The 21453-nt window shown below is 64.5% G+C and carries 21 protein-coding genes and 1 pseudogene; 5 read left to right on the top strand and 17 right to left on the bottom strand.

All coding sequences use genetic code 11. The features are described 5' to 3' along the window. Window positions 1–231: 231 nt before the first annotated feature. The 7 genes and pseudogenes from LMTR21_RS33815 to LMTR21_RS33845 all read right to left on the bottom strand — a co-directional run bounded on the left by LMTR21_RS33815 (window position 232) and on the right by LMTR21_RS33845 (window position 5465). Window positions 232–570 carry a hypothetical protein gene (locus LMTR21_RS33815; protein WP_065751877.1) on the bottom strand — a complete coding sequence of 113 codons (339 nt, stop codon included), beginning with the start codon at window positions 568–570 and terminating at the stop codon, window positions 232–234. Between the two features lie 84 nt (window positions 571–654). Continuing rightward, entirely contained in the window at window positions 655–1671 is a 1017-nt protein-coding gene (locus LMTR21_RS33820) for a WD40 repeat domain-containing protein (protein ID WP_065751878.1), read from the bottom strand. Beyond that, window positions 1671–2723: a CobW family GTP-binding protein gene (locus LMTR21_RS33825; protein WP_065751879.1), complete on the bottom strand. Its 1053-nt coding sequence runs from the start codon at window positions 2721–2723 to the stop codon at window positions 1671–1673. Before LMTR21_RS33825 ends, LMTR21_RS33820 begins: the two co-directional genes overlap by 1 nt. A 51-nt stretch (window positions 2724–2774) precedes the next feature. Next, window positions 2775–3644, bottom strand: a complete 870-nt coding sequence (locus LMTR21_RS33830; RefSeq protein WP_065751880.1) for a metal ABC transporter substrate-binding protein — start codon at window positions 3642–3644, stop codon at window positions 2775–2777. Between the two features lie 2 nt (window positions 3645–3646). Further along, window positions 3647–4516 carry a metal ABC transporter permease gene (locus LMTR21_RS33835; protein ID WP_065752240.1) on the bottom strand — a complete coding sequence of 290 codons (870 nt, stop codon included), beginning with the start codon at window positions 4514–4516 and terminating at the stop codon, window positions 3647–3649. Then, window positions 4516–5193, bottom strand: a pseudogene (locus LMTR21_RS33840) (metal ABC transporter ATP-binding protein); the annotation flags it as partial. The pseudogene LMTR21_RS33840 and the gene LMTR21_RS33835, both read right to left, overlap by 1 nt. 80 nt (window positions 5194–5273) lie before the next feature. Beyond that, a complete protein-coding gene (locus LMTR21_RS33845; RefSeq protein ID WP_065751882.1) occupies window positions 5274–5465 on the bottom strand; it encodes a hypothetical protein in 192 nt (63 codons plus the stop codon). A gap of 113 nt (window positions 5466–5578) precedes the next feature. Here LMTR21_RS33845 and LMTR21_RS33850 point away from each other — a divergent pair, with 113 nt between their 5' ends. Then, the gene (locus LMTR21_RS33850; RefSeq protein WP_065751883.1) at window positions 5579–6061 is read left to right on the top strand and encodes a hypothetical protein; all 483 of its coding nucleotides are present in this window, start codon (window positions 5579–5581) and stop codon (window positions 6059–6061) included. Between the two features lie 41 nt (window positions 6062–6102). Here the strand turns inward: LMTR21_RS33850 and LMTR21_RS40445 are convergent, their stop codons facing one another. The 6 genes from LMTR21_RS40445 to LMTR21_RS33875 all read right to left on the bottom strand — a co-directional run bounded on the left by LMTR21_RS40445 (window position 6103) and on the right by LMTR21_RS33875 (window position 9733). Further along, the gene (locus LMTR21_RS40445; RefSeq protein ID WP_187399259.1) at window positions 6103–6240 is read right to left on the bottom strand and encodes a hypothetical protein; all 138 of its coding nucleotides are present in this window, start codon (window positions 6238–6240) and stop codon (window positions 6103–6105) included. A gap of 489 nt (window positions 6241–6729) precedes the next feature. Then, entirely contained in the window at window positions 6730–7062 is a 333-nt protein-coding gene (locus LMTR21_RS33855; protein ID WP_246174738.1) for a hypothetical protein, read from the bottom strand. Window positions 7063–7292: 230 nt separating this feature from the next. Further along, complete coding sequence (locus tag LMTR21_RS33860; protein ID WP_065751885.1) at window positions 7293–7796, bottom strand: hypothetical protein; 504 nt, start codon at window positions 7794–7796, stop codon at window positions 7293–7295. Next, window positions 7793–8389 carry a permease gene (locus LMTR21_RS33865; RefSeq protein WP_065751886.1) on the bottom strand — a complete coding sequence of 199 codons (597 nt, stop codon included), beginning with the start codon at window positions 8387–8389 and terminating at the stop codon, window positions 7793–7795. The genes LMTR21_RS33860 and LMTR21_RS33865 overlap by 4 nt, the downstream gene beginning before the upstream one ends. Before the next feature lie 148 nt (window positions 8390–8537). Continuing rightward, window positions 8538–8912, bottom strand: a complete 375-nt coding sequence (gene crcB, locus LMTR21_RS33870; RefSeq protein WP_065751887.1) for a fluoride efflux transporter CrcB — start codon at window positions 8910–8912, stop codon at window positions 8538–8540. Window positions 8913–9130: 218 nt separating this feature from the next. Next, window positions 9131–9733 (bottom strand): superoxide dismutase, encoded by a 603-nt coding sequence (locus tag LMTR21_RS33875; protein WP_065751888.1) that lies wholly within the window; start codon window positions 9731–9733, stop codon window positions 9131–9133. A gap of 179 nt (window positions 9734–9912) precedes the next feature. On the opposite strand from LMTR21_RS33875, the gene LMTR21_RS33880 reads away from it, so the two are divergent. The 3 genes from LMTR21_RS33880 to LMTR21_RS33890 all read left to right on the top strand — a co-directional run bounded on the left by LMTR21_RS33880 (window position 9913) and on the right by LMTR21_RS33890 (window position 12450). Beyond that, complete coding sequence (locus LMTR21_RS33880; protein WP_065752241.1) at window positions 9913–10452, top strand: GNAT family N-acetyltransferase; 540 nt, start codon at window positions 9913–9915, stop codon at window positions 10450–10452. An 85-nt stretch (window positions 10453–10537) separates the two neighbouring features. Beyond that, complete coding sequence (locus tag LMTR21_RS33885) at window positions 10538–11920, top strand: MATE family efflux transporter (RefSeq protein ID WP_065751889.1); 1383 nt, start codon at window positions 10538–10540, stop codon at window positions 11918–11920. 86 nt (window positions 11921–12006) lie between these two features. Beyond that, window positions 12007–12450 (top strand): DUF2147 domain-containing protein, encoded by a 444-nt coding sequence (locus LMTR21_RS33890; RefSeq protein WP_065751890.1) that lies wholly within the window; start codon window positions 12007–12009, stop codon window positions 12448–12450. Window positions 12451–12561: 111 nt separating this feature from the next. Here the strand turns inward: LMTR21_RS33890 and LMTR21_RS33895 are convergent, their stop codons facing one another. From LMTR21_RS33895 to LMTR21_RS33910, 4 genes are all read right to left on the bottom strand, one after another. After that, window positions 12562–13716 (bottom strand): DUF3095 domain-containing protein, encoded by a 1155-nt coding sequence (locus LMTR21_RS33895; protein ID WP_065751891.1) that lies wholly within the window; start codon window positions 13714–13716, stop codon window positions 12562–12564. A gap of 74 nt (window positions 13717–13790) precedes the next feature. Then, the gene (htpG, locus tag LMTR21_RS33900; protein ID WP_065751892.1) at window positions 13791–15659 is read right to left on the bottom strand and encodes a molecular chaperone HtpG; all 1869 of its coding nucleotides are present in this window, start codon (window positions 15657–15659) and stop codon (window positions 13791–13793) included. 103 nt (window positions 15660–15762) lie between these two features. Beyond that, window positions 15763–17730, bottom strand: a complete 1968-nt coding sequence (locus tag LMTR21_RS33905; protein WP_141688204.1) for an HlyD family type I secretion periplasmic adaptor subunit — start codon at window positions 17728–17730, stop codon at window positions 15763–15765. After that, window positions 17727–19442, bottom strand: coding sequence for a type I secretion system permease/ATPase (locus LMTR21_RS33910; protein ID WP_065752243.1), 1716 nt, complete (start codon window positions 19440–19442; stop codon window positions 17727–17729). Before LMTR21_RS33910 ends, LMTR21_RS33905 begins: the two co-directional genes overlap by 4 nt. A 581-nt stretch (window positions 19443–20023) precedes the next feature. On the opposite strand from LMTR21_RS33910, the gene LMTR21_RS33915 reads away from it, so the two are divergent. Then, window positions 20024–21373, top strand: a complete 1350-nt coding sequence (locus LMTR21_RS33915) for a hypothetical protein (protein ID WP_065751893.1) — start codon at window positions 20024–20026, stop codon at window positions 21371–21373. The last annotated feature ends 80 nt before the right edge of the window (window positions 21374–21453 follow it).

Genomic DNA, 21453 nt, shown 5'->3' on the forward strand with positions numbered 1-21453 from the left:
GTCACTCCCTGACTTGCCGGCTGTTTTTTTACCTGCCGGCTTTGTTGCGGCAAGCCTAACCGCTTGTTGGGGATCAACACAAGGCGTTCGAAGGCCGTGCCTCCGCGCTCTCCTACCAATTGATACGGGCGGACGGGGTCACATGGCTGCACAGGAATGCGTCAGCAGGCACGCCACACCTTTGGCGGCCCACGATTTTGCGATTGCACAATCAATGCACCGGAAGTGGGATCACTTCTCGCGGATCGGCGGCGCAACCTTCTCCGCCGGCGCGGGCGGCAGCACGGGCTGGGCGCCCGACTTCTGCGCGTCTGGATCGGGACGGGCCGGCTGCGGCGGAGTGTCCGACGGACGTTGACCGGTCGTGGGAGGGTCGGGTGGCGGCCCGGTTGGTTTGGTTTCTGCGCCCGGCGTCGATTGCGTCGGCGGCGTCGCCTGCGCGATTCGTTCGGGATCGCCGGCCCTGATCTCGGTCAGCGACACTGCAGACATGACGAGGCCCGCCGCAATCAGCATGGATGCGACCAGCATATCCCTTCGGTATTCGCGTTGGCGGTCATCGGCAGACATGTCGTTCGATCCACGAAGTTTGTTCGTGGATTCAACGGCCGGTACCGCGCATGGTTCCCGCGGGAACCAGCGCAGCAATCTTGCCTAGAACTCCAGCATCCCGGCGTCACCGTCCTCGGTGCCAAACGCCAATAGCGTGCCCTTCGCGTTCCAGGCCAGCGCCGAGACCGCTTCGCTGCCGTTGCGGCGCACCAGAATTTCCGCGCCGTCCTCGAGCCGGATGATCAGCACGGTGCCGTCGCTATAGCCTGCGGCCATGATGTCCTGCTTCGGATGACAGGCGACCATGGAGACGCGCGCCTGCAGCGGCGCCAGCATCGCGGGCTCCTTGCCCATCGGTCCGTCCTTGCTGGTGAACGGCCAGATGATCACGGTATCAGCGCCTGACGTCGCGAGCCCCTTGCCGCCCGTGCTCCACGACATCGAGCGGACGCGGCCGGGATAGCCGCTCATCCGCATGTGCCTGTTGTCGGCGAGCCGCCAGCCATGCAGCGCCGGCTCATGCATCGCGGTGACGAGGAATTTGTTGTCGGGACTGAAGGTGACGGCGAGATGCGAGCCGGCCCATTCCAGAAACTCCGGTTTTGCGGCCATGTTGGGAAACCACAGCGTCACGCCGTTGTAATGAGCGATTGCGACGCGCAGGCCCTTTGGCGCGAAGGCCAGCCCGCCGACGGTCGAGGGCGCATCGAAGGTTTTTTCTTCACTCTTGCCGCTGCGGACGAACGCCGTTTTCGCAGCCGACCAGGCCACGGCGCCATCGGGATGCAGCGCGACATTGTCGATCCAGCGCCGCTTGGCGTCGGTCGCGAGCACCGAGGTCTCGCCCTTGGCGTTCAGTGCGACGACCTTGCCGTCGTCGCCGCCGGTGACAACACGCTTTCCATCGGATGTCGTGCAAAGGATCCCGCCGCCATGGATGGCGACGGTCGAGATTTCGCCCGCTTGATTTACCAGGGCTGCGTTTTCCTCGGTGCCGACGAACACCGCGGTGTCGCCGAGGAAATGCACAGCGGTTGCGGTTACGCCGATAGCGAGCCGCCGCACCTGGTCGGTGAGGGAAGCGATGGAGGGCCTTTCGCCCGGATCGAACTGTGTCATCACGTGACGATACAGGCTTCAAAACCGTCGCGGATCGCCTTCTCCGGCAATTCGCGGCCGATGAACACGACGCGGCTTTCGCGCGGCTCGCCTTCCTTCCACTTCCGCTGATGATCGCCTTCCAGCATCATGTGGACGCCTTGGAATACGTAGCGGTCGTCATCATCGGTGAAGGCGAGAATGCCCTTCGAGCGCAAAATCTTCTGCCCCTCGGTGGCGACGAGGTTTTGCAGCCACGGCATGAATAAATTCGGGTCGAGCGGCTTGTCCGAGCGCAGCGACAGCGATTGCATGTCCTCGTCGTGGTAGTGCTTCAGCCCGCCATGGCTGTGGCCGTGATCGTGGTCATGACCGTGGTGATGATGATCGTGGTCATGGTGATGATGATCGTCGCCGGCATCGAGGAATTCCGGTTCGATCTCGAGAATACGATCCAGATCGAACGCGCCGCGCTCCAGCACATCCGCCAGCGCAACCTTGCAGCGCTCGGTGCGGTGCAGCTTTGCGTAAGGGTTGATGCCGCGAATCCGGGCTTCGACTTCGGCGAGCTCCGGCTTGGAGACGAGATCGGTCTTGTTGAGCACGATGACGTCGGCAAAGGCGATCTGGTTCTTGGCCTCCGGAGCGTCCTTGAGACGGTCGCTCAGCCATTTCGCATCGGCCACCGTCACTACCGCATCGAGCCGCGCGTTCTTTTGTACGTCCTCGTCGACGAAAAAAGTCTGCGCCACCGGCGCTGGATCGGCGAGGCCCGTAGTCTCGACGATGATGGCGTCAAACTTGCCCTTGCGCTTCATCAAGCCGTCCATGATGCGGACGAGGTCGCCGCGCACGGTGCAACAGACGCAGCCATTGTTCATCTCGAACACTTCCTCATCGGCACCGATGATGAGGTCGTTGTCGATGCCGATCTCGCCGAATTCATTGACGATGACGGCGTACTTCTTGCCGTGGTTTTCCGACAGGATGCGATTGAGCAGTGTGGTCTTGCCGGCGCCGAGATAGCCCGTCAGCACGGTCACTGGAATTTTTTGGGACGACAATTCAGACATAATAGCTCCGGAACGGAATTGTAGCGCGCGAGCAGCAGGGAGGCCCCTGCCCTATTGGCTCAGCGCGCCGGTCAGGGCCTTTATATTGTGCCTGACCATCGCAATGTAAGTGGGAGAATCGCCCTTTTCGCCCGTTAAACTGTCGGAATAGAGCGTTCCGCCGACCCTGGCGCCGGTCTCGGCCGAGATCCGGCCCATCAGGCGGGGGTCGGTGATATTTTCCATAAAAACGGCCGGTATTTTGGTGGCCCGGATCTGGGTGATGATCCGCGCGACGTCGCGAGCACTGGCCTCCGATTCGGTGGAGACGCCGAGCGGCGCGATGAATTCGATGCCATAGGCGCTCGCGAAATAGCCGAAGGCATCGTGGGTCGAGATCACCTTGCGGCGGCCTTCCGGAATTTTTGCCACCGCCTCGCGCACCTCGCGGTCGAGCGCGTCGAGCTGCGCCAGATAGACGCCGGCGTTGGACTTGAAGGTTTCGGCATTGGCGGGATCGGCGGCCGTCAGCGCATCGCGGATATTGGCGACATAGATCTTCGCATTGGCAACGGACTGCCAGGCGTGCGGGTCGGCATGCGAGCCGAGCTTGAGCGGCGTGATGCCTGTCGTCGCGGTCACAATGGCCGCCTTGCCGCCGGCGGACTTCGCCAGCCGCGACATCCAGCCCTCGAACCCGAGGCCGTTGACGAAGACGAGCCTGGCATCCGCCATCCTCTTGGCGTCCGCCGGCGTCGGCACATAGACATGCGCATCGCCGTCGGGTCCGACCAGCGTCGTGACGGCGACATGATCACCGCCGACATTGCGGACGAAGTCGCCGAGGATCGAAAAACTGGCGACGACGTTGAGGCGATCCGCGGCGCGGACCGGGCCGACGGCGGCAATCAAGACGAGAGCGACGAGCCAGAGCCGGATCATGACTATGCCTCGAGGTGCCGGCCGGGAAACATCTGCCGCACCAGGCCGCTGACAGGGCCGAACAACAACGAGGCCACGTAGAGCACTGCGGCGACCAGAATGATCGCAGGGCCTGAGGGGATCTTGGTCTGGAACGACAGCACCAGCCCGGCATAGCCGGACACGATGGCGCTGGCGACTGCGATGCAGATCATGCCGGTGATGTCGCGCGACCAGAACCGCGCGATACCGGCGGGCAGGATCATCAGGCCGACGCCGAGCAGCGTGCCGAGCGCGTGAAAGCCGTTGACCAGGTTGATCACGACCAGCGCCAGGAACGCCAGATGCGCGGGCGCGCCGGCGCGAGAGACCGTGCGCAAAAAAACCGGATCGACGCATTCGATCACCAGGGGGCGGTAGATCACCGCCATCACCAGCAGCGTGATGGTGGCGTTGAAGGCAATGACGAGCAGGGTCTGGTCATCCATCGCGAGGATGTTGCCGAACAGCACGTGCAACAGGTCGATATTGGTGCCCTTGATGGAGACGATGGTGACGCCGAGCGCCAGCGACACCAGATAGAAGGTCGCGAGCGAGGCGTCTTCCTTCAATTCGGTATTGCGCGCGACGAGGCCGGCGAGCAGCGCCACAGTAAAGCCCGCGATCAATCCGCCGGTCGTCATCGCAAACAGATTGAGCCCGGAGACGAGGAAGCCGATCGCCGCCCCCGGCAGGATCGCATGCGCCATCGCATCGCCGACCAGGCTCATCCGCCGCAGCATCAGGAACACGCCGATCGGCGCGGCGCCAAGCGCGAGCGCCGTCACGGCGGCGAGCGCGCGGCGCATGAACTCGAATTCGAGGAAGGGCGCGAACAGCGCGTCGTACAGCATCAGGCCGCTCGCGACGGCATGTCGGCGGCGCACGCCGCGGCGCTGTCGTCGAAGGCTTCGCACATCTTCATCGCGACAAGCAGGTTTTCCGGCGTCAGCGCGTCAGCGGTCGGCCCCCACGCGACCGGCCCGCGCGCCAGCAGCAGGGTTTCGGGGAAGTGGCTTCGCACCATCTCGAGATCATGCAGCGCCGCCAGCACGGTGCGCCCCTCGCCATGCCAGCGCCCCACCAACGCGATCAGGTCCGCCGAGGTTTTGGCGTCGATGGCGTTGAACGGCTCATCCAGAACGATCAGTCGCGCATCCTGCAGCAGCACCCGCGCAAACAGCATGCGCTGCATCTGGCCGCCCGACAGCGTGCCGATCGCGCGGTTTTCGAACCCGTTGAGCCCGACGGCGGCGAGCGCGGCCAGTATCTTTCCGCGCGCGGCCTTGCCGATGCCGCCGAACGGCCCGGTCGAACGCCACAGCCCGCTGCCTACGAAATCGAACACCGAGATCGGAAAGCTGCGATCGATGTCGACGCTCTGCGGCAGATAGGCGATGTCCCTGCTATCGAGGCCGCCGAGATCGATTGATCCCGACAGCGGCTTCAGAATTCCGGCGAGCCCGCGCAACAGCGTCGACTTGCCGGCGCCGTTCGGCCCGATCACGGCCAGCAGTGCGCCCGGCGCGACCTCGCCATTGAGATGGTGTACCGCCGGGTGGCGGTCATAGCCGAGCGTGACATTCCGGAATTTGATCGCCACGGCCATGCTCACCTCATCGCCAGCAGCACGACGGCCCACAGGGCGGCCGAGACGGCAAACGCCGCGGCGAGCCGGGCAGTGACGGTCATCCGCAGGATCGACCACGGCGCGGCCTGCGCCGGATGCGGCGTTGCTGGGCCGTGAGAATGGGCGTGGCCGTGGTGGTGATGGGCATGGTCGTGGGAATGAGCGTGAGGCATCAGAGAACGTTATATTATAACATTACGGGAGTCTATGCGCCGGAACGGCCGTAGGCAGACCCCGTCCCGGCTACTTGAACGCGGCAGCCGACGGAAGCGACCAATTCCCCGTGATGACCGAGAACGCCACCCCAGCGAAACCTTCTGCTGATCCCGAGCGCGGCTGCAGCCTGCGCGAATGGCTGATCGATGCGCTGGCGCTCGGCATGGGCGGCCTTGCGATTTACCACTACAAGCCGGAAGACTTCCTCGCCGGGCTCATTATCTTCGTCGGCGCCTATGCGCTCACGCATTCCCTGCAGGGGCTGAACTGGCAATCGCTCCGCGGTATTTCCGAATTCCTGCTGATCCTACTCACCCCAACGATCCATCTGGGCACGCTCGTGATGGCGCCCGCGGCGAGCCTCCCTGGCATGGTCGCGACGTTCCTGCTGCCCGGAATTGCACAAGCGTATTGGCTTTGGGCATTGTGGCCAGCGACAGGCGCCCCGTCTCATCCGCTGGCCATGATATGTGCGGCGTGGCTCGCCCTGCTCGGGATCTGGATTGCTGCGAAGACGATGCTCGCCGGCGGGCGCGCACCGCAGCCCAACTGAAGACATTCACCGCGGCTTGAGCCGCTAACTTCGCGGCCGCCCTAAAACCGAATGCCGATCGATGCGGCAGCCGGCCGGATCATCTGCACGATAACATTGGTATATCGACTGCCGTTGAAGTTGACGTCAACCACCCACAACACGAACACGGCAACGAATGCGGCGCCCACGGCTTTCATGAATTGTTAACGATTGAGGTACGGAAAGAGTTCCGGGGCCGCGATCTCCTACCCCCGCCCCTAGGGCATCTGGGGCCGCCGATGTGTTATTCGAGGAAGCCACGCGTGGGCTTTTTCCCACTCAAGGACAGAGGTTTCCAGACATTTATCCGCTGCGACCTGATCGTTCGGGTGTGCTTTTTGGCAACCGTCACGTTCCTTTGCCTCGTCAAAACGAGAACATCCCACCACCAACAACAGCAATAGTGCGGCAATCGTCGATAGGCTTCTCACGGTCCTCGTCCTGCGTTGCGATAACATGGTTGTCACCGAGACGGGTCAGGTACCGATAGGTCGAGATGAGGCGGCGAGACGGATTGGCCGTGCGGGTTACGCTTGCAGCAGACATCGCCGCGGTCACCAGTGCGTTGGCGACGGCTGAGCAGCGTAGGTGTTGGGCCGGGTCGCCAATAACCGCGACCCGGCCCCACGTTTTCAATAAAAATGATCCTACTGACAGACGTACATTATGCTGTCGCCGCCCTTGATCGCAGTACCGGGCGTGCAGCCAATGCCATTGCGCGCCGCGTAGTCAGGCCAGCCGCTATAGCTGTACCCAGCACCACTCCAGGGGCCACCGAAATAGTAGGCCCTCACGGCGTACCAGGAGCCCGGCTCGACATAGGCCGCCCTCGCGGCGTAACCACGTGTGATATAGACCCGTTGCTGCGCCTCGGCCTTGCCGATCGACAGCGATACGCCGCCCTGCTCGGACCAGCCAGGCGAAAACAATGCCGCACATGCGAACGTCGACGCTGCAACTGCAACCGTTCTCAAAGTCATTTTCATGCTCCTCTGCGTTGCTAGTCCCCGCGGCTTCAATCGTGCTTTTGCCGGTTGAGCTTCGCTTGACATAGATCAAGCGTCCTGGTCGTTCGATTGGGGCCATGGCCGCGGGTACGGGAGGTAGCGCTGCGCCAGATCAAGTCATGCGGCAGGACCTCTGCCCCGCGGACGCGCCAACTTTGGACTGACCGCCTTTTTGCCGACCGCCTCGCGAGCAGCCTTTCCGCTCACGGTTTCCCGATCACCATCGCGATCGCCGCCGCGAGAAACGGAAACGGCACCGACACCGCTGCGCGAAACCAGACGAACCTGGCTGGCATGAACGGGATTTCCCATAGGATCATGCGCTGGAAGGCGAACAGCGCCCAGGCGACGACATAGGCGATCACCTGCGGCGTGCCGCCGCCGACTTTCAGCGCCACCGCGCCGATTGAGAAGCCGACCACCGGGCCGCCGGGCGTTGCAGCGCCCGCGATGACAGCGGTCAGCACGCCGAACCAGCCGCTGTCGGGGCCGAGCCAGCCAGTGATGACTTCCGGCGGGATGACGGCGGCGATGTAGCCCGAACCGATGACGCCGAGCGCAATGCGCGGCACGATGTTGATGAAATCCATCGAGCCTTCGCGCACCGACGACACCAGCACGACACGGCCGCGCCGCCAGGCCATGAAGCCGAGAATGGCGACCGAGCCCCACAGCGTGACGTCGATGATCAGCGCGGAGAGCGTCATTCGGACGGCTCTCCCTTCGGGTAGATCCGCACATAGACGAAACGGCCGAGCCAGCCTGCCAATACCGGAATCGGCAGCGAGATGACCGCGCGCCAGAGCGTGAATTCGGTGCCGAGGATAGGCAGCTCCCAGGCGACCGCGCGGCCGTAGCCGATCAGCGTCCAGCTCACCACCATGGCGATGGTGGCGCCGAAATCCGCACCGACGGTGAGCAGCGCCGCCGCCACCGGATAGGCGGTGAAGGGGCCGCCCGGCAGGATCGCGCCGAACGCGGTTCCGATCAGCAAGCCCTTCAGGCCTGATTCCGGACCGAGCGAGCGCGAGACTTTTTCGTGCGGCAGAATTTCCGCGATGAAGGCGCCGAGCAGGCAGCCGGCCAGCACGCGCGGAATGATTTCGCCGAACAGCCAGAGGTCATGGGTGAGGATCTTGAGTACGCCATCGATGCCATCGCGCCGCCAGACGATCGCCGCGCAGACCGCGACGAGCGCGCCGATCACGATCATCGACCAGCCGATCGGCTTGCGCGCACGCCGCGGCTTCGGCTCGGCGTCGTCGGCTGGCGCCGGATCTGTTATCGGAGGTTCTGACAAGGCGATCGTGTGGGCGGGGGATGCTCGTTCACCCTGCTTAGTCCCGCTGATGTGACGACGCAAACGGAAGCTCGCACGATACCCATGCGCTTCTCAGGCATGGCCATGCGGGCATGTCACGCGGCCCGTGTTCGTACGGGTTATTGGTTCAGGTGAACTGGCGCACCAGCGCAAGGCCGGCGAACAACCCGGCAATCGAGAGCACGACAGAGCCGATCACGTAAAGCGCCGCCAGCGTGAGTTCGCCGCGCTCATAGAGCAATGCCGCATCGAGCGAATAGGCCGAGAACGTGGTGTAGCCGCCGAGGATGCCGGTCATCAGGAACAGCCGCCAGGGCTGCGAGGCCTCGCCCTTGAAGGCGAGATAGCCCGCGATCAGCCCCATCACGGTCGAGCCCGTGATGTTGATGATGAAGGTGCCCCAGGGAAAGCCGGTGCCCATGCAGCGGGCGCAGGTGACGTTGATGAGATGGCGCAGCGTCGCGCCGAGGCCGCCACCGACAAAGACCAGCAGATAGCTCATCGCAGCAATTTTTCCACGTCACGAAGTCCGGCATGCCGGTTGTGCCGCACCAGGGCGGTCACCGCAAGGATTGGAAGGCACACCGCAACGAAAAAGGCGGCAGCCGCAGCTACCGCCCTCTTAGAAATTCAATCGATTGTCATTCCGGGGCGGCGCGAAGCGACGAACCCGGAATCTCGAGATTCCGGGTTCGCTTCGCGCCCCGGAATGACTGTGCCTTACGCTCCGGCCTTGCCGTACAGCTCGTCGACGTAGTCCCAGTTGATCAGATGATCGCAGAACGCCTTCAGATAGTCGGGACGGCGGTTGCGATAATCGATGTAGTAGGAGTGCTCCCAGACGTCGCAGCCGAGAATCGGCGTGGCGCCATGGACCAGCGGGCTTTCGCCGTTCGCGGTCTTGGAGATTTCGAGCTTGCCGTTCTTGACCGACAGCCAGCACCAGCCGGAGCCGAACTGGCCGACGCCGGCGGCGGCGAAATCGGCCTTGAACTTGTCGAGACCGCCGAGGTCCTCGGTGATCTTCTTTTCCAGACGGCCGGGCAGCTTGCTGCCGCCGCCATTCGGCTTCATCCAGTTCCAGAAATGCAGGTGGTTATAGTGCTGACCGGCATTGTTGAACACGGCCGGATTCTTGCCGAACGAACCCTTGACGATCTCCTCCAGGGACTTGCCTTCGAATTCAGTCCCCTTGATCGCGTTGTTTCCGTTGGTCACGTAAGCCTGGTGATGCTTGTCGTGGTGGTATTCCAGCGTTTCCTTGGACATGTGGGGCGCAAGGGCGTCGTGGGAATAGGGAAGATTGGGCAGCGTGAAGGTCATGGGGTGATGTCCGAACTGATGGGAGAACGTGGTCTAACGGGAACCCTTATAGAAGGTTCCATTGCGCATAAACACCGCAATTTGGCAAGAACGGGACGGCCTTCCCGGTAACACCGCTCCGCGTCCAGCGTATGACGGGTATGGCAGCCGCAAGCATTGGCGCGACAATGGTGATGAAAATGAGCATCGAGATCGACGTCCTGAACGGGGATTCCTCTTGGAAGCGGGCCGAACCCCTGATGCAGGCGGTCTGGCCGCGCGACATCGTAGAAAAATTGTCCTGGGGCCACGTCAAATGGGCCCATGCCGACCTGCGCGTGCTGATCGACGCGCCGGAGGACGCAGCCCAGCCCGGGCTCGCCTGCCATGTCGGCGTCTATTTCCGCACCGCCACCTGGGACGGACGCAAGGTTCAGATCGGCGGCATCGGCGGCGTTTCGACCCGGCCGGACTGCCGCGGGCGCGGCTATGCCTCGCTGGCGCTGAACGCCGCGATCAGGACCCTGCGCGACCACGAGGCGGTGCGATTCGCGCTCCTGTTCTGCGAGCCGCACAATGAAGCGTTCTATGAAGCGCGCGGCTGGCATACGTTCAAGGGCGAGGTCTATGCCGAGCAGCCGGAGGGAAGAATTCGCTTCGAAGCGATGGCGCCATACGTGTTCGATTTCACGCGCAAGCCGCGCGATGGAATAATCGACCTATGCGGCCTGCCGTGGTGACCCCTGCAGCGGCGCGGGTTGGCTTGCGACACATCGGCAGGATAGTATGTCATCCGTAATCTATTGAATTTGGATGACGTGACGCATGACCATTGACGCCCCGCTCGACATGCGCCCCGCCGCCGTTCCGGCCGCGCCGGCCAATGCGCTCCTCACCTCGCCGATCCTGCCGACGCTGTTGAAGCTCGCGCTTCCCAATGCGATCGCGATGGCCGGCACGACGCTGGTCGCGGTCGCCGAGACTTCCTATATCGGCCGGCTCGGCACCGAGCCGCTGGCCGGCATCGCGCTGGTGTTTCCCTTCGCGATGCTGACGCAGATGATGTCGGCGGGCGCGATGGGCGGCGGCGTTACCTCCGCCATCAGCCGCGCGCTCGGCGCCGGCGATCGCGACCGCGCGGCGACGCTGGCGCTGCACGCGGCGATGATCGGCGCCTGCGCCGGACTGTTTTTCACGGTGACGATGCTGGTCTTCGGCCGTGCATTTTACACGATGCTCGGCGGGCGCGGCGGCGTGCTCGAACAGGCCATGCACTATTCGCACGTGCTGTTCTCCGGCGCGATCGCGATCTGGCTGGTCAACACGCTGGCCTCCGTGGTGCGCGGCACCGGCGACATGCGCGTTCCGTCGATCACGCTGATCGGCATCGCCGTCGTGCAGGTCGCGGTCGGCGGCGCCCTGGGCCTCGGGCTGTTCGGCCTGCCGCAATTCGGCATGCGCGGCGTCGCCGCCGGCCAGCTCGCAGCCTTCACGCTCGGCGCGGCCTTTCTGGCGTGGTATCTCCTCAGCGGCCGCAGCCGGCTGACGTTGCGTGTCAGGGCCTTCGCCTTCCAGCGCGACATGTTCATCGACATTCTCAAGGTCGGCGCGATCGCATGCCTGTCGCCGCTGCAGAGCGTGCTGACCATCCTGATCTTCACCAAGATTCTCGCCGGCTTCGGCACCGAGACGCTGGCCGGCTATGGCATGGGGTCGCGGCTGGAGTTCTTGCTGATCCCGATCACCTTTGCGTTCGGCGTCGCCTCGGTCCCGATGATCGGCATGGCTGTTGGCGCAGGGCTTGTTGCGCGCGCCCGACGGGTGGCATGGACGGCGGCCGCCGCAGCCGGCCTCACCGTGGGGTTTGTCGGACTGATCGTCGCGATCAAGCCGATGCTGTGGGTGTCGCTGTTCACCAGCGATCCCGGCGTGACCGCGGCCGCCAGTTCCTATTTCGGCTGGGCCGGCCCGGGATTCGGCTTTTTCGGCCTCGGCGTGTGCCTCTATTTCTCCTCGCAAGGCGCGGCAAAAGTCGGCGGGCCGGTACTGGCCGGGACGCTGCGTCTGGTGCTGGTCGCGGTCGGCGGCTGGTGGCTGGCCTCCTCGGGCGCGCCCGCCTGGACGCTGTTTGCGCTGGTCGGCGGCGCAATGGTGCTGTTCGGCCTCACGACCGCGCTCTCGGTTCGTCTCACGCGCTGGGGAAAGTGAGCGCTCCACGGAAAGTTGCGCTCAATCCGACGTTGCACAAATCTGATTTGTTGCTATGCAGGCCTGCTTTTTCGAAGGAATCATTCATGGCTTGCAAGGCACCTTTCATCATCGCGATCTCGGCGGCGTTGCTGACCGCACCATCGGCCTTCGCGCAAGGCGCCGGTGATCCCACGGGCGTCTGGCAGACCCAGGCCGGCGACGCGCGGGTGAAGGTCAGCAAATGCGGTGGCGGCCTCTGCGGTACGATCGTCGGGCTGAAAGAGCCGGTCGATCCGGCCACCGGCAAGCCGCAGGTCGATGACAAGAATCCCAATCCGGCGCTGAAAACGCGGCCGATGATCGGCCTGCCGCTGTTCAGCGGCATGCAGCCTGCCGCGGCCAACAAATGGTCGGGCCAGATCTACAACGCCGACGACGGCGGCACCTATGCGAGCAGCGTTTCGGTTGCGGGTCCGGATACGCTGCGCGTCGAAGGCTGCGTCGGCGCGATCTGCGGCGGCGAGAACTGGACCCGGGTGGGACGATAGCGATTTCGTAGGGTGGGCAAAGCGAAGCGTGCCCACCATTCATAGCAACGGCTTGGACAGATGGTGGGCACGGCACGTCGCGCCTTTGCCCACCCTACGGATTTCTTCGCATCACGCCGCCATCGCCTTCAGCGCGGACGCTGCCGTGGCGTAGCCGCCGCGGGCGCCGTCGATGAAGTGGACGTGATCGCTGCGCATCACCGAGGGCGTGAAGCAGGTCATCATCGCGGCGTCCTGCCGGTGCAGGCCGTAGCGCACGATCCGCTCGGATGCCGCGTTGGCCAGAAGTGCGGCGAGTTCGCGTTCCAGCTCCACCGTGCAGTCGAGGATCATCCGCAGGCCGTCGTCATATTTGCGGAAGTCGGAATTCTCCACCACCTGCTGCACGTAATTCTTCGGCACGAAATTGCCGACCTTGATGCCGAACCGCATCACGACATACGCCCATAGGGTCACCGCCAGCACCACCGTGCGCCGCTTCAACAGCGGACCGCCACGCGCGGCGCGCGCTTCATATTCCACGCCGGCCGGCGGCCAGCGCAACGGCGGACCGCCCGCCGGCACCGGCCGCCCGGCATCCGGCGACCGTTCGACCAAGCGGATGATATCCTCGATCACCTTGCGGAAGCAAAGCGGATCGGCGCTCTTGGTGGGCACCACCAGCACGGAAAGAATGAGCCCACGCGTCGATGGAATTTCCTCGAACCGGCACGACAATCCGCTGAGATCAGGCTGCGTGCCCGGCTCTGCCGCCGGCACGGCAAATTCGCCCCGCTTCATCGCGGCATCGGCCCACCCCAAACCCCCGCCGGAAAACATCGCATAGGACAGATTGGCCGACGGGCCGAAGCGGGCGACCTTGATATCGAAACCCTGCGCGCGGATGTCCTTTACCGGCACCAGCGCCACCCGCATCACCAGATCGAGATCCTGTTTGACCCATGCCGCGGTCGCCGCCAGCGCCTCGCGGGCGCGCGCGAGGTCGCTGGGCGCCACCGCAAAGCTCGCGCCGTCGCCGCCGAACACGAACGGAAACTCGCGCCCGTCGAGTGCATTGGTGACGGCGGCAATGACCGCGGCGCCGGCCATGTTGACCGCCTTGTAGCGCTGGTTGGCGATCGCCTTGGTCGATTCCACGATGTCGGCGACGCCGACGGTCCAGTCGTCCGGCAACGGCGCATACATCGCCGGGTCCATCAGGCTGCCGAAGCCGCGAAAGACCGGGATCGCGCCGTAGAAAACATCGGTGCCGTCAGACGTTGTCATGGCGATCCGGGTTGGAGGTCCAACTTTCTAGCAGATACGGCCGATCCTGGAATCGGTTGGCGCGGCAGATCGTCCTACCCCTTGGCGATTCCCCGCAGCACCAGTTGATTGAGCCGGTTGGCAAAGGCGGCCGGGTCTTCCGGCAGTTCGCCATCGAGGATTTGCGCCTGCTCCAGCAGCAGGAACGACAGGTCTTTCGCGGCATCCTTGTCGTCGGCAATCGCCGCGACCAGGGGATGGCGCAGATTGATCTCGAGAATCGGCTTGGTCGTGGGCGCCTTGTTCTGCATCGCCAAGAGCCGCTCGAGCATGCGGTCGTGCGCGCCGCCGCCGGCGACCAGGCATGACGCGCTCGCGGTCAGCCGCTGCGAGGCGCGCACGTCGGAGACGCGCTCGCCGAGCGCATCCTTGATCAGCGCGATCGTCGTGGCCTCGTCCGCGCCTGAAACCTCCTTCTTGTCCTCGGCCTTGTCATCCAGCAGCGGGATCAGGGCGAAATCGATGTCGCCCTGACTCAGGGATTTCAGCGGCTTGCCGCCGAAATCGAGCGGCGCGGAGGTCCAGAACGCATCGACCGGATCGGTCAGCAGCAGCACCTCGATGCCGCGGGCGGTGGCGGACTCCAGTTTCGGATTCGCCTTCAACCGTTCGACGCTGTCGCCGGTGAGGTAATAGATGTCGGTCTGGTTCGGCTTGAGATCCTCGACATATTGCTTCAGCGAACGGTTCTCGCCCTTCGTCGTGGTGAAGCGCGACAGGCCCAGCAACTTCTCGCGGCGCTCAAAGTCCTCCCAGATGCCTTCCTTGATCACGGGGCCGAACGCGTCCCAGATTTTGGCGAACGCCTCGGGCTCCTTCTCGCCGAGATTTTCCAATTCCGAAATCACGCGGCCGGTGACGGCTTTGCGGATCTGCGCGAGCTGCGGATTGTTCTGCAACATCTCTCTGGAGATGTTGAGCGGCAGGTCCTCGCTGTCGATCACGCCGCGGACGAAGCGCAGATAAGCCGGCAGGATATCGGCGTCGTCGGCGATGAAGACGCGGCGGACATAGAGCTTGATCTTGCCCTTGCGCGCCTGGTCGAACAGGTCGAACGGCTTTGTCGACGGCGCGAACAGCATCACCGCATAGGACTGCCGGCCTTCGGCGCGATAATGCAGTGTCATCGCGGGCTCGTCGAAGGCACCTGCGACCTGCTGGTAGGCCTGCTTGTAATCTTCCGGCGAAAGCTCCGACTTCGGCCGCTGCCACAGCGCGCTGGCCGAATTGATCTGGCGCGGCTCGCCCTCCTCCGGCACCAGCAGAATCGGAAACTGGATGTTGTCGGACCAGGCGCGGACGATGCGCTCGATCTCGAAACCCTCGAGATATTTTGACGCGTCCTGTTTCAGGTGCAGGACAATCTCGGTGCCGCGCGTGACGCGCGTTGCATCCTCGTCGCTGGCTTGCGCGATTTCAAATCCGCTGCCGCCACTGGACGACCAGACGAAGACCTGATCGGAACCGGCGCGGCGGCTGGTCACAACGATGCGCTCGGCGACCATGAACGCGGCATAGAAGCCGACGCCGAACTGGCCGATCAGATTGGTGCCGTCCTTGGCTTCCGTCAGGCGGGAGAGAAAGGATTTTGTGCCGGAGCGTGCGATGGTGCCGAGATTGTCGATCAGCTCCTGCCGATCCATGCCGATGCCGCTGTCGATGACGGAAAGTGTATGTGCGTTCTTGTCCGGCCTGATGCGGATTTCGGGCGGCGCGCCGTCGGCGATCAGTTCGGGCGCCGATATCGCCTCATAACGTAGCTTGTCACAGGCGTCCGACGCATTCGAAATCAGCTCGCGCAGGAAGATGTCGGTCTCCGAATAGACCGAGTGCACCATCAGGTTCAGAAGTTCGGCAACCTCGGCCTGGAACGGCTGGGATTCGGGGGCGGTGGTGGTCGTCATTCGGGGCTCGCTGGGAACAAGGCCAAAGGAAAGCCCTGATATAGCGATACCATCTGCGGTGGCAAGATTTGCGACGACGCGCCGAAAAGCCTACCCTGCCCCCTCACCGCTCGACAAAAGCGCGCTCGAACTGATCCAGGATCGGCTTGAACAGGTAGCTCAGCATGGTCCTGCTGCCGGTCTGCATGAAGACTTCCGCCGGCATGCCCGAGACGAGCTGCAGCCCGGCGAGCCGGCGGCGCTCCTCTTCCGAGAGCATGATCCGGACCGTGAAATAGGACGTACCGGTCTGCTGGTCGCGGGTGGTGTCGGGCGAGACATACGACACCTGACCGATCAATTGCGGCGTCACCCGCTGGTTGAAGGCCGAGAAGCGGACAAAGGCCTGCTGACCCTTGCGCACCTGATCGATGTCGTTCGGCTGCAGCCGCGCCTCGATCTGCAGATCGTCGGAATCCGGGACCACTTCCATGATGGTATCACCGGCGCGAATGACGCCGCCGATGGTGTGGGCATTAAGCTGGTGGATCACGCCCGATGTCGGCGCGCGCATCTCGATGCGCTCGAGCACGTCGCGCGCGGCGACGCTGCGCTCGCTGAGCTCGGCTTCCTTGCCCTGGGCCTCGCCGAGTTCCTTGACGACCTCGGTGCGGACATCCTGATCGAGCCTGACCATCTGAAGCTTCGCTTCGTCAACCTTGGCCCTGGTCTCGGCGATCGTGGAGATCAACTGGCCGCGCTCGCCTTCGATTCTGGCACTCTCCCGCTGCAGGGTCGTGAGCCGCGCTATCGGCACCAGCCGCTTGTCGAACAGCTCCTGCACGCCGCCGAGTTCTCCGGTGATCAGCTCCAGTTGCTTGGCCTTGGACGCGACCTGCGCCTCGAGACCCACGACCTCCTCGCCAAGCTGCGAGACCTTGCTCTGCAGCAGCTCCTTCTGGCTCTCGCGTGCCGTCGTCCGCGCTCTGAACAGCGAGGCTTCGGAGGCGAGCAGCGTCTTGACATTGCTGTCTTCCAGCCGGGACGACAACTCCGGCGGTATCGCCGGTCGAGGCTGGCCGTCGCGCTCGGCAGTGAGCCGCGCGATCTTCGCCCGCATTTCATCGAGCTGCTTGCTTACCACCTGAAGGCTGGCCTGGGCCTGCGTCGAATCCAGCCGCAGCAACAGATCGCCGGCGGTAACCCGCTTGCCGTTCTGGACCGGAATCTGCGCCACCACGCCGCCGGTCGGATGCTGGATGGCCTTGACGTTGGACTGCACCACCAGATTGCCCGGCACCACCACGGCGCCCGACAGCGGCACCAGCGCCATCCAGCCGCCCGCCAGCCCGCCGACGACGAGCAGCGCCCGCAAGCCGGTGCGCAACTCGCGCTCGAAGGCGCGGCCCGCCCGCTGCATGATGCTCTCGCCGGACGCGCCCGGCGCTTCCACGGCCGCATCGCGATTGGCAAGGAATGCAACGCCGGCGGTCAGGCCGTTGCGGACGACGTTCGTCACCGAACGCTCGCGCGGCACCGGGCCTGCCGGGCTCGGCGGTGCCAATTGGGGTGCCTCGATGCGCGGCGGCTCGCGCCTGTCGTCGATCTGCAAAAGCTCCGGTCTCGACCTCGGCATGTTCAGCAGCGACGGGTCGTCGGGCGCGATGATCGGACCGCGCGCATGCCGATCATTCCGCCACGAGTTGCCGGCCGGGCCGCGGGCGTTGCTCGCCGGAGGCGGCGTGAACTGCGGCCCGGCGCGGCCGCGGCGTGGTGGCGGCGGAGGCTCGATGTCAGCGTCGTCGGACCGGGACCCGAACGGCCCGAGCCACGCATCGAGCACCCGACCCATCTTGCCTTTCTTCTTCCGCTTCGGCCGGGCGGTGCGCGGACGCCGCGCGCCCGGACGTTCGTCCTGCGGCGGACGGCGAAGTCGCTGGTCCTGCACGTTGTCCTGCTCGAACGCCTGCCGCAATCGCTGCAGCTCGAGGATCAGCGCCTGGCCCTGCGGCGCCGCCACGTCTTCATCCGTTCCACCGAAGCGGCGTTGCGCGGCTCTCTCATCACTATGCACGTGATCAAAACCCTTCATGATGGAACGCTCTCGGCAAGTGCTGCGCGCGGTTCGGCCTTTGCCTGTGGCGGGGCCGGCGGCGATCCCGGCGCTCCCTTGGCATTGGCGTTGCGGACGCGCGCGAACACCTCCTCGCGCGGGCCGAATGCGATCGCCTTGCCCTCATACAACACCATCGTCATATCCAGCGCGGAGAGCGCACTCGGGCGATGCGAGATGACGACGACGATGGATTTGTTCTGGCGCATGATGGCGATGGCGCGGGTCAGGGCGTTCTCGCCGTCGGCATCGAGATTGGCGTTCGGCTCGTCGAGCACGATCAGGAAGGGATCGCCGAACACCGCGCGCGCGAGACCTACCCGCTGCTTCTGGCCGGCCGACAGCGAGATGCCGCCGGCGCCGATCCGCGTCGCATAACCTTCCGGCAGGCGCAGGATGATGTCATGGACGCCGGCGATCTGCGCGGCCTTGAGGATGGAATCCGAGCTGGCGTTCTCGTCGAACCGGCAGATGTTCTCGGCCACGGTGCCGTCGAACAGGCCGACATCCTGCGGCAGATAGCCGATGTGCCGGCCGAGATCCTCGTTGCGCCATTGATCGAGCGAGGCGCCGTCGAGCCGCACCGCGCCGCGATGCGCCGGCCAGATGCCGACCAGCGCCTTGGAAAGCGAGGTCTTGCCCGACGCGCTCGCCCCGAGCAGCGCCAGCCCCGCACCGGCCTTGAGCGAAAACGTGACGCCGGACACGATCGGCATGTCGAAGCCAGGTGCTGCCACCGCGAGATTCTGCACCGACAATTCGCGGCAGGGACGCGGCAGCATGACCGGTGGCGCCGGCGGCGGCGCCGTCGCCTTGCAGATGTCGCGCAGGCGCGTAAGTCCCTGGCGGGCGGCGGCCAGTTGCTTCCAGGTGCCGAGCGCGAGTTCGACCGGCGCGAGCGCGCGCCCCATCAGGATCGAGGACGCGATCATGACGCCGCCCGATGCCTTGTCGGCGATCACGAGATAGGCGCCGATGCCCAGCATTCCCGATTGCAGAATGTAGCGCAGCACTTTCGCGGCCGAGCCGAGATTGGCATAGACATCGGTGGAGCGGATGTTTTCCTGCAAATAGCGCTCATTGGCTTGTGACCAGCGCGCCGTCAGCCGGTCCGTCATGCCGAGCGCGCGGATGATTTCCGCGTTGCGCTGGGTCGCATCCGCCAGCACCTGCCGCTGCGCGTTCATGTCCATCGCCGCCTTGGTCGCGCCGCGCGAGATCCGTTCGGTCACCAATGTCATGGCAATGATGGCTGCGGTGCCAAGCATTGCCGTGAAGCCGATCAGCGGGTGAAACAGAAACAGCCCGATCAGAAACAGCGGAATCCACGGCATGTCCAGGAACGCGGTCGGTCCCATGCCCGACATGAAGGTGCGCACCTGGTCGAGATCGCGCAACGGCTGCTGCATCAGCACCGGCTTCACCCCGCGCAGCGGCAGCGTGGCGAGCGCCGAGTGGATCGAGCCCTGCAGGCCCGCATCGAACAGCGTTGCGATCCGGCTCAGCATCCGCGACCGCATCGCGTCGAAATATCCCTGCACCAGATAGGCGAACAGCACCATCAATGACAGGCCGAACAGCGTCGCGAGGTTACGGCTCGGAATCACCCGGTCGTAGACCTGCAGCATATAGAGTGAGCCCGACAGCATCAGGATGTTGATGACGCCGCTGAATACGGCGACGCCGACCATGCGGCGCGCACTGGCGCGCAGCGCGCTGTTGACGGGATCGTCTCCGGCCAGCTTCGACAACAGACCGGAAACGGCGCGAGGCGCAGGCGCTGCCCGCACGCGGTCCTGTGCCTGACCCTGAGCGATACTCATTGAACTGCCCTTCGACCCGCGCAACCGCCGGGCCTCCCTGCAAGTCTCCTTGACGCGCGATGCGGTCCATTTTTCGGCGAGAATGCGACGAACACCGATAGTTCGAGTTCGTGCTTGGGTAGAACGATGGCAAAGGCTTCTTGCCGCCCGTTTGGCGTGCATACCGGCCAACAGGATTCCGGCGCGGAAGGGCCGACGCCTCGAACCGCCGCAACAGGCGCGGAAAAGCGCTGCTTTATTCTCGTCTCGCACGCGCCTGCTTCGCCGTTTTTCGGCGCGGCGCGCGTCATGGATTCGTCTGTCTATAACCTTGCTTCGGCGCTCATTGGTCGCCGTGTCGGCCGAATGACGCCACGAAGCTCAACGATCCTTCAACGTGCGCACATCCTGCTCCCTGGCGGGTGCCCGCGCACACCTCATTAATTCGACTGGACGACAGGGGACGAACAATGGCTCGCTACGAAGGACATCAACCCGACGTTGATCTCGATCTCCCGATCGATGACGTCGCCAGTCCGCCAGTCGCTCCTCCATCGCCGACGCTGCCCGAGGAAACGCCGCCAGCCAACCAAACCATGGCGCGACCGGTCGGCTCGAGCATCTCGGACCTCAGCGCCACCTTCAACGGCATGGCTCGGCAGCCGATGGATGCCCCACGGCAAAGCGCCATCGACGACATCGGTCAGGGAGGCAGCAGCATTGCCCTCCACACCAACAATCTCGCCGCGGTGCAGAACAATCTGCTGGCCGAGCTCAGTACAGGGCAGTTTTCCGGCGCCACGCTCGGCCATGTTCAGGCGGTCCTGTCCGACATCACCAGCGCCATTTCGGCGGCCAACGCCGCGGTGAGCGTCGCAGGCTCGTCCGGTAACGCCGCCGTCGCAGAACAAACGCTTCGCGCCAGCCAGATCAGCATGATCAATGCCGTCAGCACCGACCCCGTGCTGGCGAATCTGGCGCCGACCACGCCGGCCGAGCCTCCGGCGGCCGCCGCGCCCCACAATCTCGCGGAGATCGGCGAGATGTTCGACAACGTGGCCAGTCAGATCCTTGGCGGAGTCAATGACGGCAACCGGGCAGAGATCACCGATGACATCAATGCCGTGATAGCCGACATGCAGGCGCTGATGACCGCCAGCCCGGAATTGTTCGAGGGGCTGACCGGCGTCCATGCCGACGCGATCGTACAGCAACTCCAGCTCGAACTCGTTTATATCAACGACCCCACGATAAGCCCCATTGCGGCACAGGCCAGCGCCGACAACATCCTCGACATCATCGACATCGTTCAGGGCGACGCCAACCTGGCTGACATGGCGACGCAGGGCGGCGTCAGCGGCTTCTCGCCGCTTGCGGATGCCACCCCGCCCGCTCCGAATTTTCTCGACAGCGACGTGCAGCCGATGGTCGTCGCCAATTTCATCGCGCAGTCCAATGCGCTTGGAAAGCAGGCGATCGAGCTCGCGGGCAGCCAGGACGCCGAAGCCATCGCCACGCTGATCGGCGATCTCAGGGCATTCGAGAAGAGCGTCACTGATTTCGACGCGCACCAGGGCAGCATGCTCGGCGCCGAGATCGAAGCGATGATCAAGGGATTGCAGACCGGCAACGCGGCCCTGGTCACGGCGGCTGCGGACCAGATGCACGGCAACGCGGCCGATGTCGGCAGCAACGTCGTGGCCCCCATCAGCGTCGAGCCGGTGACGCTTGCAGCCGCCGACGTCACGATCGGGGGCGAAGACCTTGGCCAATCGGGCATGCCGGAATTGGCACATCATTTACATTCCACGTGGGGATAGCGGCGCGCGGCGCGGCCTCCGGCGCTCCCGATGCCGCGGGGACGCTGGAGGCCGATAGATCAAATCAAGAAGCGCGTTCG

Origin of the sequence: Bradyrhizobium paxllaeri, from assembly GCF_001693515.2 — a bacterium.
Lineage (GTDB): Bacteria > Pseudomonadota > Alphaproteobacteria > Rhizobiales > Xanthobacteraceae > Bradyrhizobium > Bradyrhizobium paxllaeri.

What these genes read in the sequence shown, in the direction of transcription:
- LMTR21_RS33815 (WP_065751877.1), bottom strand. Translation starts at nt 570, where the DNA reads ATGTCTGCCGATGACCGCCAACGCGAATACCGAAGGGATATGCTGGTC.
- LMTR21_RS33820 (WP_065751878.1), bottom strand. Translation starts at nt 1,671, where the DNA reads ATGACACAGTTCGATCCGGGCGAAAGGCCCTCCATCGCTTCCCTCACC.
- LMTR21_RS33825 (WP_065751879.1), bottom strand. Translation starts at nt 2,723, where the DNA reads ATGTCTGAATTGTCGTCCCAAAAAATTCCAGTGACCGTGCTGACGGGC.
- LMTR21_RS33830 (WP_065751880.1), bottom strand. Translation starts at nt 3,644, where the DNA reads ATGATCCGGCTCTGGCTCGTCGCTCTCGTCTTGATTGCCGCCGTCGGC.
- LMTR21_RS33835 (WP_065752240.1), bottom strand. Translation starts at nt 4,516, where the DNA reads ATGCTGTACGACGCGCTGTTCGCGCCCTTCCTCGAATTCGAGTTCATG.
- LMTR21_RS33845 (WP_065751882.1), bottom strand. Translation starts at nt 5,465, where the DNA reads ATGCCTCACGCTCATTCCCACGACCATGCCCATCACCACCACGGCCAC.
- LMTR21_RS33850 (WP_065751883.1), top strand. Translation starts at nt 5,579, where the DNA reads ATGACCGAGAACGCCACCCCAGCGAAACCTTCTGCTGATCCCGAGCGC.
- LMTR21_RS40445 (WP_187399259.1), bottom strand. Translation starts at nt 6,240, where the DNA reads ATGAAAGCCGTGGGCGCCGCATTCGTTGCCGTGTTCGTGTTGTGGGTG.
- LMTR21_RS33855 (WP_246174738.1), bottom strand. Translation starts at nt 7,062, where the DNA reads ATGACTTTGAGAACGGTTGCAGTTGCAGCGTCGACGTTCGCATGTGCG.
- LMTR21_RS33860 (WP_065751885.1), bottom strand. Translation starts at nt 7,796, where the DNA reads ATGACGCTCTCCGCGCTGATCATCGACGTCACGCTGTGGGGCTCGGTC.
- crcB (WP_065751887.1), bottom strand. Translation starts at nt 8,912, where the DNA reads ATGAGCTATCTGCTGGTCTTTGTCGGTGGCGGCCTCGGCGCGACGCTG.
- LMTR21_RS33875 (WP_065751888.1), bottom strand. Translation starts at nt 9,733, where the DNA reads ATGACCTTCACGCTGCCCAATCTTCCCTATTCCCACGACGCCCTTGCG.
- LMTR21_RS33880 (WP_065752241.1), top strand. Translation starts at nt 9,913, where the DNA reads ATGAGCATCGAGATCGACGTCCTGAACGGGGATTCCTCTTGGAAGCGG.
- LMTR21_RS33885 (WP_065751889.1), top strand. Translation starts at nt 10,538, where the DNA reads ATGACCATTGACGCCCCGCTCGACATGCGCCCCGCCGCCGTTCCGGCC.
- LMTR21_RS33890 (WP_065751890.1), top strand. Translation starts at nt 12,007, where the DNA reads ATGGCTTGCAAGGCACCTTTCATCATCGCGATCTCGGCGGCGTTGCTG.
- LMTR21_RS33895 (WP_065751891.1), bottom strand. Translation starts at nt 13,716, where the DNA reads ATGACAACGTCTGACGGCACCGATGTTTTCTACGGCGCGATCCCGGTC.
- htpG (WP_065751892.1), bottom strand. Translation starts at nt 15,659, where the DNA reads ATGACGACCACCACCGCCCCCGAATCCCAGCCGTTCCAGGCCGAGGTT.
- LMTR21_RS33905 (WP_141688204.1), bottom strand. Translation starts at nt 17,730, where the DNA reads ATGAAGGGTTTTGATCACGTGCATAGTGATGAGAGAGCCGCGCAACGC.
- LMTR21_RS33910 (WP_065752243.1), bottom strand. Translation starts at nt 19,442, where the DNA reads ATGGTCGGCGTCGCCGTATTCAGCGGCGTCATCAACATCCTGATGCTG.
- LMTR21_RS33915 (WP_065751893.1), top strand. Translation starts at nt 20,024, where the DNA reads ATGGCTCGCTACGAAGGACATCAACCCGACGTTGATCTCGATCTCCCG.